15 protein-coding genes are annotated in these 13,079 nt (G+C 62.5%); 8 read left to right on the top strand and 7 right to left on the bottom strand.

Going from position 1 to position 13,079, the window contains the following annotated elements:
* Nucleotides 1-7: 7 nt before the first annotated feature.
* A complete protein-coding gene (locus tag ACN0X6_RS17900) occupies nucleotides 8-502 on the bottom strand; it encodes a phosphate-starvation-inducible protein PsiE (RefSeq protein ID WP_417705993.1) in 495 nt (164 codons plus the stop codon).
* A 124-nt stretch (nucleotides 503-626) separates the two neighbouring features.
* On the bottom strand, nucleotides 627-1,850 hold the full coding sequence (locus ACN0X6_RS17905; protein WP_417705994.1) for a diguanylate cyclase domain-containing protein: 1,224 nt from the start codon (nucleotides 1,848-1,850) through the stop codon (nucleotides 627-629).
* A 304-nt stretch (nucleotides 1,851-2,154) separates the two neighbouring features.
* Between ACN0X6_RS17905 and ACN0X6_RS17910 the strand changes: the two genes are divergently transcribed.
* Complete coding sequence (locus ACN0X6_RS17910; RefSeq protein WP_017674979.1) at nucleotides 2,155-2,418, top strand: YebG family protein; 264 nt, start codon at nucleotides 2,155-2,157, stop codon at nucleotides 2,416-2,418.
* Nucleotides 2,419-2,467: 49 nt separating this feature from the next.
* Here ACN0X6_RS17910 and ACN0X6_RS17915 read toward each other — a convergent pair whose 3' ends face one another.
* Nucleotides 2,468-2,710 carry a hypothetical protein gene (locus ACN0X6_RS17915; protein WP_417705996.1) on the bottom strand — a complete coding sequence of 81 codons (243 nt, stop codon included), beginning with the start codon at nucleotides 2,708-2,710 and terminating at the stop codon, nucleotides 2,468-2,470.
* Nucleotides 2,711-2,999: 289 nt separating this feature from the next.
* Here ACN0X6_RS17915 and ACN0X6_RS17920 point away from each other — a divergent pair, with 289 nt between their 5' ends.
* The 4 genes from ACN0X6_RS17920 to ACN0X6_RS17935 all read left to right on the top strand — a co-directional run bounded on the left by ACN0X6_RS17920 (nucleotide 3,000) and on the right by ACN0X6_RS17935 (nucleotide 7,906).
* Nucleotides 3,000-3,794 (top strand): IclR family transcriptional regulator, encoded by a 795-nt coding sequence (locus tag ACN0X6_RS17920; protein WP_417705997.1) that lies wholly within the window; start codon nucleotides 3,000-3,002, stop codon nucleotides 3,792-3,794.
* Nucleotides 3,795-3,937: 143 nt separating this feature from the next.
* Nucleotides 3,938-5,506: an OPT/YSL family transporter gene (locus ACN0X6_RS17925; protein WP_417705999.1), complete on the top strand. Its 1,569-nt coding sequence runs from the start codon at nucleotides 3,938-3,940 to the stop codon at nucleotides 5,504-5,506.
* A gap of 75 nt (nucleotides 5,507-5,581) precedes the next feature.
* Entirely contained in the window at nucleotides 5,582-6,511 is a 930-nt protein-coding gene (locus ACN0X6_RS17930) for a DUF1177 domain-containing protein (RefSeq protein WP_417706000.1), read from the top strand.
* A 519-nt stretch (nucleotides 6,512-7,030) separates the two neighbouring features.
* A complete protein-coding gene (locus ACN0X6_RS17935) occupies nucleotides 7,031-7,906 on the top strand; it encodes a DMT family transporter (RefSeq protein ID WP_417706002.1) in 876 nt (291 codons plus the stop codon).
* A 3-nt stretch (nucleotides 7,907-7,909) separates the two neighbouring features.
* Here the strand turns inward: ACN0X6_RS17935 and ACN0X6_RS17940 are convergent, their stop codons facing one another.
* Entirely contained in the window at nucleotides 7,910-8,932 is a 1,023-nt protein-coding gene (locus ACN0X6_RS17940; RefSeq protein ID WP_417706004.1) for a Leu/Phe/Val dehydrogenase, read from the bottom strand.
* Nucleotides 8,933-9,032: 100 nt separating this feature from the next.
* Here ACN0X6_RS17940 and ACN0X6_RS17945 point away from each other — a divergent pair, with 100 nt between their 5' ends.
* A complete protein-coding gene (locus ACN0X6_RS17945; RefSeq protein WP_417706006.1) occupies nucleotides 9,033-9,836 on the top strand; it encodes a SirB1 family protein in 804 nt (267 codons plus the stop codon).
* A 45-nt stretch (nucleotides 9,837-9,881) separates the two neighbouring features.
* Here ACN0X6_RS17945 and ACN0X6_RS17950 read toward each other — a convergent pair whose 3' ends face one another.
* The 3 genes from ACN0X6_RS17950 to ACN0X6_RS17960 all read right to left on the bottom strand — a co-directional run bounded on the left by ACN0X6_RS17950 (nucleotide 9,882) and on the right by ACN0X6_RS17960 (nucleotide 11,169).
* Nucleotides 9,882-10,238, bottom strand: coding sequence for a PilZ domain-containing protein (locus ACN0X6_RS17950; RefSeq protein WP_417706007.1), 357 nt, complete (start codon nucleotides 10,236-10,238; stop codon nucleotides 9,882-9,884).
* A gap of 59 nt (nucleotides 10,239-10,297) precedes the next feature.
* On the bottom strand, nucleotides 10,298-10,720 hold the full coding sequence (locus tag ACN0X6_RS17955) for a DUF4124 domain-containing protein (protein ID WP_417706009.1): 423 nt from the start codon (nucleotides 10,718-10,720) through the stop codon (nucleotides 10,298-10,300).
* A gap of 74 nt (nucleotides 10,721-10,794) precedes the next feature.
* Nucleotides 10,795-11,169 (bottom strand): tetratricopeptide repeat protein, encoded by a 375-nt coding sequence (locus ACN0X6_RS17960; RefSeq protein ID WP_417706011.1) that lies wholly within the window; start codon nucleotides 11,167-11,169, stop codon nucleotides 10,795-10,797.
* 14 nt (nucleotides 11,170-11,183) lie between these two features.
* On the opposite strand from ACN0X6_RS17960, the gene ACN0X6_RS17965 reads away from it, so the two are divergent.
* Nucleotides 11,184-11,543: a hypothetical protein gene (locus tag ACN0X6_RS17965; RefSeq protein WP_417706013.1), complete on the top strand. Its 360-nt coding sequence runs from the start codon at nucleotides 11,184-11,186 to the stop codon at nucleotides 11,541-11,543.
* A gap of 71 nt (nucleotides 11,544-11,614) precedes the next feature.
* Nucleotides 11,615-13,066, top strand: coding sequence for a pyruvate kinase (gene pyk / locus ACN0X6_RS17970; protein WP_417706015.1), 1,452 nt, complete (start codon nucleotides 11,615-11,617; stop codon nucleotides 13,064-13,066).
* The last annotated feature ends 13 nt before the right edge of the window (nucleotides 13,067-13,079 follow it).

Below are 13,079 nucleotides of genomic sequence, written 5' to 3' on the forward strand. Positions count from 1 at the left end.
CTAAATTTCAGTCAGACGCATCGTCGCGCTCGGACTCGGCGTCCTCGCGGTTGCGCGCCTGGCTGCGCGGATGCGGGCCGGCCACGGCGGGAAAGCGCGACGATGCGTAGCGCACCACCAGAATCGCCAGGGCCAGCAGCAGGATCGCCCCCGACACCATCACCACGCCCCAACTTGGCTTGTGCGTGTGGGAAATGTCGGAAATCAGCAAACGGGTCAGCGCGGTGATCGCCACGTAGATCATGAAGCGAATCGGCATGTGGTTGGTCTTGAAGTAGATTCCGACCATCGCCGCCAATTCCAGATAGATGAACAGCAACAGAATGTCATCGACCGTGATGTGCCCCTTCTCGAGCATGCCGATGAAGGTCATCACCCCCGCCCAGGCCGTGATCGCCCCAATGGCGAACAGCGCCAGGTAATGGAAGGCCTCCATCAGCAGATTACCCAAGGATTCCGCCAGGCCATGCATGCCCGTGCGCAGACGTTCCGCCCAATTCATCGTGTCACTTCTCCCCAACCAGACATGACGCCCGTGCATCCGACATGGATGCACGCCGACGAGCATGCAGGAAAAACACCCGCTTGAGGATGATGCAGCGATGTGACGGAAAGACACAGGCCGTTCAGACGACGGCGCGCACCGGCTGACGTGATTCAGGCCAGGCGAAGCAGTGCTTGCCCGCCTGTTTGGCGCGATACATGGCCGTATCGGCCGCCGCGATAAGCCGGCGGCGATCTTCGCCATGTTCGGCATAGCGCGCCAGCCCCACGCTGACGCCGACCCGCACGCCGGGAAGCCGCTCCAGCAGTGGCGCATCCAGCGCCTCGATCAGACGCTGAGCCAGGCGTTCGACAGCCTCGGCATCACCGGCCGCGATGACAGCGAACTCATCCCCGCCGAGTCGTGCCAACACTTCACCTTCACGCATCAAACCCTGCCACCGTGCAACCACCGCCTTGAGTATCGCGTCTCCGGCAGCATGGCCATGCTGATCGTTGATCGGCTTGAAGCCATCGAGATCGAGATAGAGCAGCGCCACCTGACGCTCTCCCCGCCTGGCGAGCGCCAATGCCTGATCCAGCGTTTCGTTGAAGGCTCGTCGATTGGCTATCTGGGTGAGACTGTCATGCTGCGACTCGAAGGCCAGGCGCTCGAGCAACTCGGCACGCTCACCGAGATCACGACGCAAATCGATAAACAGCAGCGTGAGCAGCCCGAGCATCAACAGTGCACCACCGCCACCGCCCCATAGCGCCAGCTCCGAGCGCCACTCCAGATCCGCCTTCTGCTCCTCAAGGGACGCCGTCACGCCTCGTGCGATATTGCCGATGCGGACACGCATTTCATCCATGTAAAGCTTGCCGACGTCCTCGGCCAGCATACGCTGCGCAGCGCTCTGTCCCTGCTCTCTGCGCACGAGGATGGTCTGTGCCAGTTCGTTGCGCTTGAGCTCACTAAGTCTGGCAATCGCATCGATATCAGGCCTGTAAGCCCTCAGCATGGAGCTTTCGACAAGCAATGACAGGTGCTCGTCCAGGCGTCCGATGGCTCGTTCATAAGGTGCGAGGTACTGAAGGTCACCGGTCAGCAGATAACCGCGCTGACCGATCTCTGCATCTTGCAGGGTAGAAAGCAGTGACGATAGCCGGTAGAGAGATCGATACAATTCTTGTACATCACGACCACTGGAGAGGCTCGTCTGGCTCCCCCATATCGCGCCGACCAGCAGCATCAGGCTGAGGTAGAACAGCGCCACCAGCGCGAGCAGCTTGCGCTCGATCCGACCCACTGAACTCAAGCTGGACACCTCATGAAATGGGCACTGCAAAGGGCCGCGACGGCACATCTGGCCAGACTATAGATGCCTGCTGAGCCGCCGTACAAGCGCTAATCTGGAAAAGCTTGCATGGCCATTCCGGCATCAGACACACCTGTACAAATACTTTTACAGAGCGAGTGATTCTGACTGCCTTTGCCCATTCACCACCAAGGAGCAACCAGTCACCGCGAGCAGATGCGAACCGAGCCATCCATACTCTGCGTCGAACTCAATACTGGCCAAACGGCAGCGAGTCCTTTATTCTCGCCACCACTGTACAAACAACCAGTTAAATACTGACCGACACGCATGAAGGCAGACGAGGTGATGAATGGCCGTCGAAGTGGTGTACCGCAGCAGTCGCGATCCGGAGCGTTTGTTTATGGATAAGGCCGAAGCCGATCGTTACGACAAGATGCTGGAGCTGGCCGAGCGCCTGAGCGAGGTGCTGCACAAGGCGGTGCCGTCCTTGAGCGAGGAACAGGGCGAGGAACTGGGTATCTTCATGGCCAAGAATCGCGACGTGTTTGCCAAGGCGTTCAAGAGCCAGCCCGATGCCCTCGACGAACTCGAGGTCGACGCAGCCAGCGAGTGATCAAGCACACAGCCCGGGCACGCGCAATGCGGGTCCGGCCAGCATCGTTTCAGCCCTTGCTCACCCGATAATCTGCAGCCGCCGCCTGCAACCAGGTGGGCAGGTCACGTCGCCTGACTCCCTCACGCTGCGCACTGGCCAATTGTTCCAGCATGTACGCACGCTTGGCTGCATCGCCTTCGGCCAGTGACAGCGCCAGGTCACGGTCACTCCACTGGCGGATGCGCCGGTACAGCCACCAGTGGAAATACAGCCCTGCAGCGCTAGTGACGACGACAATGAAATAGTCCATGGCAATTTCCCCCTCCCCTCACGCTAATCCAGCCCGGCCCCCGCGCCAAGTGCAGCATTGCCGCAGGCGCCAACGCCAGCGCGACACCGCTTCTCAGCGGTAATCGCAACGCGTGCGCGGTTTATAACGGCAGCGCGCAGGTCAATTCCGATGCCACTAAATAGATATCACCCACAATAATAGCCACTTCAACAATAACCAATAAATGACTTGACGATCATTAGCGCGAGTTTTAATTTTTCCAAAATCGGCCACATATAGAGTTCCATATAACGGAACAAGGAGTGGTATGAGCACATTGGAAAACGCCGCTGCAATATTGTCTTTATTTGCGCAACGGCAAACAAACTTCAGTCAGCCAGGCATTAGCTTCAGTGAAGTAGTCGCGCAACTGGAACTTCCAAAAAGTACCGTGTCGCGTTTACTGAAAACCCTGGAAAGTCAGCACTGGCTGGAACGCGACCCGCACACTCGCCACTACCACATCGGCAGTCTGCTGCTGAAAGTGGCCGGCTTCTACCTGTCGACACCGCTGGTCGAGAGTGCCGCGACGGCCATGAGGCGACTCGATCACCTGAGCGTGTGCACGGGGTACATCGCGGTGCTGGAAGGGTGCGAGGGGCGGGTGATGCGCGCGCTGCCGGGCAGGCACTTCATGCATGTCGTGACGCCGGTTGGCGCCCTGTCGCCTGCCGCCGAAACCTCCGTAGGCCGCGCCTTGCTGGCGCGAGAGAGCGATGAGCAGGTGCGCAGCCACTATGCCGAAGGCTACCGCGTGCAGTCGCCTGGGTCCCCACAGACACTCGAGGCATTGCTGACCGAGCTCGCGCGAATCCGCTCGCGCGGCTGGTCACTGGCACGCAATGAAATCTTGCCCGGCATCAGCTCGCTGGCGACGACCGTCTGCAACAAGCACCGCAGCGAAACGGTGGGACTGTGCCTGTCGTACCCCTCACTGAGCGAGGGTCAACCCTGTGCACCCGAAGTGCTCGCAGCCTTGATGGCTGTATCGCGAACACTGGGCGAAACACTGGGAGACAGTTACTGGGAGCCACCCAGCCAATTGCCAGCATCCGCACTGTAAACACTTGCACACAACCTACAGAAGCCCAACTCTCCATTTAAAGTCCTACCCGTAATTGCGCCCCACAAGTTCCTTATAGCGAAACTCATAAAAACAATTTGCACGTCCTTCGCAATAACCACCGAACCCGTCAGGGACCAATTATGAAGCCTGCGCAGCACAACCCTTTATTGAGCGATATCGGCATACTGTTCGTCATGGTGCTGTTGTCCGTGGTGGGCGCAATCATCGGCATACAGTTGATCACTACACTGGGGGTAACGCCGATCACCTCGATCATCGGCGCCTTGGTGGCGATGCTGCTGGCTCGCCTGCCCTGGCAGGCTTTTCAACGCTTTCGGGTACTGGAGACGCAGAACCTGGCGCAAACGGTCATTTCCTCGGCCACCTTCGGTGCAGCCAACAGCCTGCTGGCGCCCATTGCCCTGCCCTACGTGATGGGCCTGCCGCATTTGATCATGCCGATGTTCTGCGGCGTGGCCGTCGCGATGCTGCTCGATGCCTACCTGCTGTATCGGCTCTTCGATACCAAAGTCTTTCCCGCCACCGCCGCCTGGCCCCCCGGTATCGCCGCAGCCGAATCCATCAAGGCCGGTGACCGTGGCGGCATCCAGGCACGCCTGCTGCTGATTGGCGTGGCCATCGGGATTGTCGGCTCCATCCTGAAAATCCCGATGGCGGCCTTCGGTACCGCCTTCATCGGCAATATCTGGGCACTGACGATGTTCGGTGTGGGGCTGCTGATCCGGGCCTATAGCGAACCACTGACCGGGTTCGACCTCAACGCTCATTACCTGCCGCATGGCGTGATGGTCGGCGCCGGCCTGGTAGCGCTGGCTCAGGTAGTGCTGATCATCTGCCGGAAAACCGCGGGCACGGCCGCGACACACAGCCAGCCCGATAGCGAAGTGCGCGTGGCGCTGGGCCTGGGTGCGCTGGGTTACGTCACGATTGCCGCGCTGCTCGCACTGGCGACGGGCCTGTACAGCGAGATGTCGCTGGTCATGCTCACGGCATTCGTGCTGTACGCGGCCTTTGCCGCATTCGTGCACGAGCTGATCGTGGGCATTGCCGCCATGCATTCGGGCTGGTTTCCGGCCTTCGCGGTGGCCCTCATCACGTTGATCATCGGCATTCTGCTCGGTTTTCCACCTCTGGCCCTGTGCGTACTCACCGGCTTTACCGCTGCCACCGGGCCGGCGTTCGCCGATATGGGCTTCGATCTGAAAACGGGCTTCATTCTGCGCGGATACGGCGAGGACATGCCGCAGGAACTGCTGGGACGACGCACCCAGTTGATCGCCGCCATGCTGGCCTTCGTCATCGCCATCATCGTGGTCTATCTGTCTCACGCCAGCTATTTCCAGCAGGACTTGGTGCCACCGGCTGCGCGGGTTTTCGCCAAGACCATCGAGGCAGGCTTGCAGCCAGGCATTGCCATCGCCCTGCTGACCTGGGCCATTCCTGGCGCCATCGTGCAGTTCTGCGGCGGCCCGAAACGCCAGCTCGGCGTGTTACTCGCCACCGGCTTGCTGATCAACAGTGCCACTGCCGGCTGGGCGGTGCTCCTGGGCATCGCCCTGCGCCTGCTGGTACTGCGCCGCTGGGGCGAGAAGGGCCAGGATCAGATGGATATCGTCGCGGCCGGCTTCATTGCCGGTGACGCGCTGTACAGCTTCTTCAGTTCGATGCTTTCCAGCGCACGCAAGTGACGCCAGCCCGGCGCTGGCTGTTCCTTGAGAAAAGCCTGGCAGCACGCCGCTCACCCTACTCGCGAGGAATAGACCATGAGTTTGCGACAGACGCTGCAGATCTTCGAGTTGCTCGACGATGCCTTCATCAGTGGTCAGCAGGTGATCGAGCTGTTCGAGCATTGCCCACGGGTCAGAGCGCGAACCTGGCAGGTCGATGGCGCGCGGGGTACGACGGATTTCGTGCGCATCGACGTGATCGGTAGCAACGGCAAGGAAGCCGGCGGCCTGGCGCCGACCCTGGGCATAATCGGCCGCCTGGGCGGCATTGGCGCGCGCCCGGCACGACTGGGCCTGGTTTCTGACGCCGACGGCGCCATCGCGGCGCTGGCCAGCGCGCTGAAACTGGCCGAAATGCAGGGTAAAGGCGATGTGCTGGCCGGCGACGTGACCATCATCACGCATATCTGTCCCGACGCGCCGACCCTGCCACGCACGCCTGTGGACTTCATGGACGCGCCCATCGACGATGTGACGATGGTCGATAACGAAGCCATTGCCCAGGCTGAGGCGATTCTGTCGATCGATGCCACCAAGGGCAATCGAATCCTCAACCACAAGGGCTACGCGCTCTCACCGACCGTGAAGCAGGGCTACATCCTGCGCGTCGCCGAGGACCTGCTGCGCATCATGGAGGCCACCAGTGGGCGTGCGCCGGTCACCTTTCCGATCACCACTCAGGACATCACGCCTTACGGCAACGGCGTGTACCACCTCAACAGCATCCTGCAACCCTCGACGGCCACCCCCGTGCCGGTAGTGGGCGTCGCCCTGTGCAGCGAGTCGCTGGTGCCCGGCTGTGCCACAGGCGCCAGCCATGAGGTGGATATTGCTCTGGCGGTGAAATTCGTCGTGGAAGTGGCCAAGGAGTTCGGGCACGGCACCTGTCGCTTTCACGACGAGGATGAATACCAGCGTCTTCTGGCGCTGTATGGCAGTCTGGCCACTCTGCAAAAAAGAGCCTGAAGCCAGAGCCGCTGACCCTGGTCATTCACTGCTAGGTGTACCTGGCGCCGCTCACCTGCTCGCCCCCCGCCGCACAGGCAGATGCCCCGCAAGCCGCGCCAGGTGCGGCATTGCCGCAGGCCATGGAGGACATCCGATGATCCGTTGCAAGCGGGGTCTATCTCGATGCTCACGCCGGCGGTGACCAGCAGATATTGGTTGAGCGGCCATGGCCAAGGAAGCTGTCAACGATTGACCAGGCTGGCGTGGCAGGCTAGCCTTCGGGCTTGTGCAACATAGTCGAACCTGCTTGCATGACCATCTCCGCGCATTGCCTACACGATTTCGCCAGCGTCGCCTGCCGCGCCGCTGCCGATGGCTGCGCGCCACCACCAGCCTGTCGCGCCGGCACACCTCCACCGCCGGCCTCCGTCCAAGCGGGCTAATCCCGCCTTTCCTTGCTCCGCTCTGTCGGCCCTGCCGATACGCGTATTTTCGCCTGCGCGGAGCTCATGCGGATTTTTCGACAGGTGTTCCATCATGTGTTTCGACTCGACTTCTGTGCGCACCTTTGGTGCGACGGCTCTGTTCGTATTGCTCTGGTCCGGTGGTGCGATATTCGCTCGCCTGGGGCTGGACCATGCCTCTCCCTTCGCCTTTCTGGTCCTGCGTTTTGCCCTCGCCTTTGCAGCACTGCTGCTGATCGCGTGTTTTTCCGGGGTCCGGCTACCCGAACCTGACTTGCGCTGGCCAACCGCCAAGGCCGGCCTGCTGATGATCGGCGGCTACAGCATCTGCTACATGCTGGCGCTGGCCAAAGGCGTAACCCCCGGTGTACTGACGACGGTACTCGGCGTACAACCCATCCTGACCCTCCTGCTGCTTGAGCGGCGCGCATCGCTGCTGCGTATGCTCGGTTTGCTGCTGGCCATGGCCGGACTGGTGATAATCGTCGCGGACGGCTTACTGGGCAGCGCGATATCACTGTCCGGCGTGGCGCTGGCTCTTGGTGCCTTGTTCTGCATCACCTGCGGCACCATCGTCCAGAAGAACCTGCGACAGACGCCCATGCGTGCCCTGCCGCTGCAGTATGGCCTCTGTCTGTGGGTCAGCCTGATAGTGTTGCCCAGTCAGGAGTGGCAGGTGCGATTTGAAGTCGGCTTGATCGTACCGCTGCTGTGGATGGGACTGGTGATTTCGGTGGGCGCACAGCTGCTGCTGTATCGGCTGATCCAGACCGGCAATCTGGTCAATGTCACCAGCCTGTTCTATCTGGTGCCGGTGACTACGGCTGTCCTTGATTACGTGCTGCTGGGGAACCGCCTTTCGGCCAGCGCTCTGGTCGGGATGGTCGCGATCCTGCTCGGTCTGGCCTTGGTCTTTCGCTTCGCCCCTCGTCTGGAAAGGCTCGGATAGCAGCTAGGTGCGATAAAGCAGGCCCTCCGCCAGATAGTCGGCGACTCGCGCAGGGGAACGTTTTTCAGCCTGGGCATGGGCGTAGACTTCGGTCAGACGCCGGCTGATCTGCGCCAGGTGCGCGGTGATCGCCGGCAGTTCCTCACCGCGATGACGCAGTGCCACGTAGATCAGCCCTCCGGCATTGAGCACGTAATCCGGCGCGTAGAGAATCCCGCGACCCTCCAGTTGGTCGGCCACTTCGGGGCTGGCCAGCTGATTGTTGGCAGCCCCTGCCACCGCTGCGCAGCGTAGATGGGCGACCGTCTGCGCATTCAGCACGCCACCCAGGCCGCAAGGCGCAAGGATGTCGCAGGGCGTGGTGAGCAGCGCATCGCTGGCAATCGGGTGCGCCCCCAGCTGCTCGACGGCCAGTTGCACGCGCCCGGCATCGAGGTCGCTGACCAGCAGTTCGACGCCAGCGGCATGCAGCGCTTCGGCCAGGGCGAAGCCGACATTGCCCAGGCCCTGAACGGCGACTCGCAGTCCTTCCAGATCGTCGCTGCCAAGACGCGCCTGGGCGGTGGCGCGAATACCCGCGAACACGCCCATTGCGGTGTGCGGTGACGGATCACCCTCGCTGGTCGTGCTGGTTGCGTGACGGGTGTACTGGGCGATGCAGTCCATGTCGGCACTGGAGGTGCCGCTGTCAATGGCGGTGATGTAACGCCCATTGAGGGTTTCGATAAAACGCCCGAAGGCTTCGAACAGCGCGGCGCGGCTCTGCAGGTGCGGCGGACGGATGATCACCGCCTTGCCACCACCGTGGTCGATGCCCGCCAGCGCCGCCTTGTAGCTCATGCCCTGAGCCAGACGAATGGCATCGCCAATGGCACTCTGTTCATCGGCATAGGGCAGGTAACGACAGCCGCCGAGTGCTGGCCCGAAGCGGGTGCTGTGAATGGCGATAACGGCCTTGAGACCGCTGGCCGGATCCTCGGCCAGGTGCAGGGCCTCGAGGCGGGCGGCTTCCATCATGCTGAACATGGGCGAGCTCCCGGTCGGACTTCAGGCCTCAGTATAGGAGAGCCACACTGGACGACGACCTTGCCAGGGGCTACAAAAGCACAATCCAGTGGAGAATGCTATGAACCCACGCCAAGCCTGCCTGCAGTGCCTGCAACGCGATCCACCCGCCCTGTTCGAGGCGGCGCTGTGGATCGCCGCCGAACACGATGATCAGCTCCAGCCCACGCAGATACTGAGCGACCTGCACAGCCTGTTGCTGCAGGTCAGCGCCGGGCTACCCGCCCTGCCCGCTCGCGAACTGGCGCAGCCGTTGCTGCGCCGACTGGCCGAGCTCGATTTCCAGGAAGACGACGAAGGCGTGACACGTCCATACCATTCCCTGCTGCATGAAGTGCTACGCCGCCGACGCGGCCAGCCGCTGCCCCTGGCATTGATCGCGCTGGAAGTGGCGCGCCGCCTGGATATTCCACTGCAGGGCGTGAATTTCCCGGGTCATTTCATGCTCCGTGTACCTGGCGCCGATCACCTGCTCGACCCCTGCGGCGGGCGCCGCCTGTACACCCGCGACTGCCGTGATCAGCTCTATCGCCAGGTGGGCCCGGATGTCGAACTCAGCGCTGTGCACCTGCAGACAGCCAATGCCGCCGACATGCTGCGACGCCTGTCTCGCAATCTGCGCCTGCTGCACGTGCAGCACGATGCGCCCGAGGCGGCACTCAAGGATGCCGAGCGCGTCCTGCAGCTCGGCCCGCCGAACCTGGTCGATCACCTGGCGCGCGCGGACGTCTATCGACGACTGGATTGCCCCCAGGGTGAGCGCTATGACCTGGAACACGCGCTGCTGTTCTGTGAGGAAGAAGGGCTGCGCCTGCAGTTGAGCCAGCGCTTGCGCAGCCTGGCACATGCGCCCGCGGTGCATTGACGCGGCAGAGCACGGCCGCCTCAGGCGGCTCGCACGAGCGACCTATCAGGCAGACGCCGCCAGACCGTGGAAACTGAAGTAGTAACGCAGCGCGTCGATCATCTCGACGTAGTCGGCAGGCGGTGCCACCAGGGCGAACCCGGAGTCGTAGATGCCGGGCGTGACATCTTCACGGCACCACTGGCAGTTGGCGGAGAAGTCGATGAAATGCATGCCAGGCTGGCCTGGAATCTTCAGGCGCATGTCGAAGCGTGCGCCCACCAGCATCGGCAACTGACTGATCAGCATCAGACCGTCGAGGGAGACATTGCCGATGGAGCCCATCGGTTTGTCGGTGATGCGATTGAACACCTTCAGGTAGTAGGGCAACTGATGGCGTTCGATTCGGCGCTGGCTACGCATAGTGGCAAATCGCTACAAAGGAGCTTGAGTATGGCCCTACTACGACCACTTAACCACCCTCAAGAACAGCGTTGGGCTATCCGCTCACGCAGCTGGCGACGAGCGGTGTCGGTTTCTTCATCACTGTAGTAGATGCGCTCGCCGCTGGCGTCCTTGCGATAGTAGCGAAAACCTTCCGGCATCTGCGCCAGGTGTCGGCGCAGATCACGGCATTCGTTGGCCCGTTCTTCGCGCTGCGCAGCTGCTGACGCCGCAGCCTGCTGTTGCTCTTCACGACGCGCATCGTAGAAACGCTGACGGCGCTCCTCACGCTCACGCGTGTGTTCATCGCGCTCGATCACCTGCGGCCTCACCTGCACGGTTTCAGCCCCGGCAACGGGCCGTTGGCCGAAATGCACTCGCCCCTGCTCGTCCGTCCAGCGATAGATTTCGGCTGTGGCCAGCGTGGGCAACAGTGCAACGATCAACAACAAGTGGCGCATGTTCATCCTCCATGAGCGACATATGCCAGCTTATACCGCACCACGTCGTCGAGGAACGCAGGACGACCGAAGGCTCAGAGGGTGGCCGGACTGACCTTGGCCGCAGTCGCCGGGCTGTGATGCCCCAACTGCTCCAGCGTCTGCAGCCGCGCGCGGGCACGGTAGGCGTACTCGCTGGCCGGATAGCGCGCGATGATGAACTGGTAGGTCTGCGCGGCATCGACGAACAGGCTCTCGCGCTCCAGGCATTGGCCGCGCAACAGGGAAATCTCCGGCTGCAGATAATTGCGCGAGCGGCTCTTGCGCTCGGCCTGCGACAGCTCCAGCGCGACACGGGCGCAATCGCCCTCGTGGTAGGCGCGATAGGCGTTGTTCAGATGATGGTCGAGCGAGACACGGGTGCAACCCGTGGCAACCAGGGCCACGGCCAGAATGATCAGGGTACGCATGGGCAATTCCTCCAATGAGCAGTGTATCGACAGCCCAGGCAAAAACTGAACAGCGGCAAACCTGCCGCCCTCCATCATTATTGCTCGACGCCGAGGTAGCGCAGGCATATGAAGACTACGTGACTCGGTGCAGCCGCGAGCAGCGCGAAGCCTGCGACAGACTGATCACCCAGCACGCCATCGATAGAGCGCAGGCCCATCTGCTGGACGGTTTTGCAGAGCACGTCATCCAGCGTTTCGTGCATGAGCACAATATCGGTCCGCTGGTGATGGGCGCCCTCCCCCATGTCCATCTGGTCGGCCACACCGCAGAACGGGTGCTGGAACCTGTCGAGTACGATCAGCAGGTGATAAAACCGCACGGCAAAGGGTAGTGCACAGGAACAATGACTACAGCCCGGCGCCGTAGTAGCCTCCCGGACATAGTTCACTAGGGAGTTCGTGCATGACCTTTCGCCGCACCAAAATCGTCGCCACCCTGGGCCCGGCCAGCAACTCGCCGGAAGTGCTGGAACAACTGATCCTCGCCGGTCTCGACGTGGCCCGTCTGAACTTCTCCCACGGCACGCCGGACGACCACAAGGCGCGCGCCACTCTGGTTCGCGAGCTGGCCGCCAAGCACGGCCGTCATGTCGCCCTGCTCGGCGACCTGCAAGGCCCGAAGATCCGCATCGCCAAATTCGAGAACAAGCGCATCGAGCTCAAGGACGGCGACCTGTTCCGCCTCTCCTCCAGCCACTCGCGCACGGCCGGCACCCAGGACGTGGTCGGCATCGACTACCCGGCGCTGATCCAGGACTGCGATGTCGGTGATGAACTGCTGCTCGACGACGGCCGCGTGGTCATGCGCGTCGAACTCAAGGGTGCCGACGAGCTGCACTGCCGCGTGCTGATCGGCGGCCCGCTGTCGGACAACAAGGGCATCAACCGCCGTGGCGGTGGCCTCACCGCACCGGCGCTGACCGAGAAAGACAAGGCTGACATCAAGGTCGCTGCCGAGATGGACCTGGATTACCTGGCCGTGTCCTTCCCGCGCGATGCCGCCGACATGGACTACGCCCGGCGCCTGCTCAGCGAAGCCGGCGGCACAGCCTGGCTGGTGGCCAAGATCGAACGCGCCGAAGCCGTGGCCGATGACGAAGCGCTGGACGGCCTGATCCGCGCCAGTGACGCGGTGATGGTTGCCCGTGGCGACCTGGCCGTGGAAATCGGCGATGCCGAGCTGGTCGGTATCCAGAAGAAGATCATCGCCCACGCCCGTCGCCTGAACAAAGCCGTGATCACCGCCACGCAGATGATGGAGTCGATGATCCACAGCCCGATGCCGACCCGCGCCGAAGTCTCCGACGTGGCCAACGCCGCGCTGGACTACACCGATGCGGTGATGCTGTCGGCCGAGAGCGCCGCCGGCGAATACCCGGTCGAAGCCGTGCAGGCCATGGCCCGCGTGTGCCTGGGCGCCGAGAAGCACCCGACCAGCAAGCAGTCCAGCCACCGTCTGGGCCGCACCTTCGAGCGCTGCGACGAAAGCATCGCCCTGGCGACCATGTACACCGCCAACCACTTCCCGGGCGTCAAGGCCATCATCAGCCTGACCGAGAGTGGCTACAGCCCGCTGATCATGTCGCGCATCCGCTCGTCGATCCCGATCTTCGCCTTCACCCCGCACCGCGAAGCCCAGGCTCGCGTGGCGCTGTTCCGTGGTGTCTACACCGTGCCGTTCGACCCGGCCTCGCTGCCAGCCAACAAGGTCAGCCAGGCGGCGGTGGACGAGCTGCTCAAGCGCGGCGTGGTCGAGCCGGGCGACTGGGTCATCCTGACCAAGGGCGACAGCTACCACGGCACCGGCGGCACCAACACCATGAAGATCCTCCACGTCGGCGATCCGATGGTGTGATCCCCGCGTGAAT

Origin of the sequence: Pseudomonas sp., assembly GCF_048269965.1 — a bacterium.
Taxonomy (GTDB): Bacteria; Pseudomonadota; Gammaproteobacteria; order Pseudomonadales; family Pseudomonadaceae; genus Aquipseudomonas.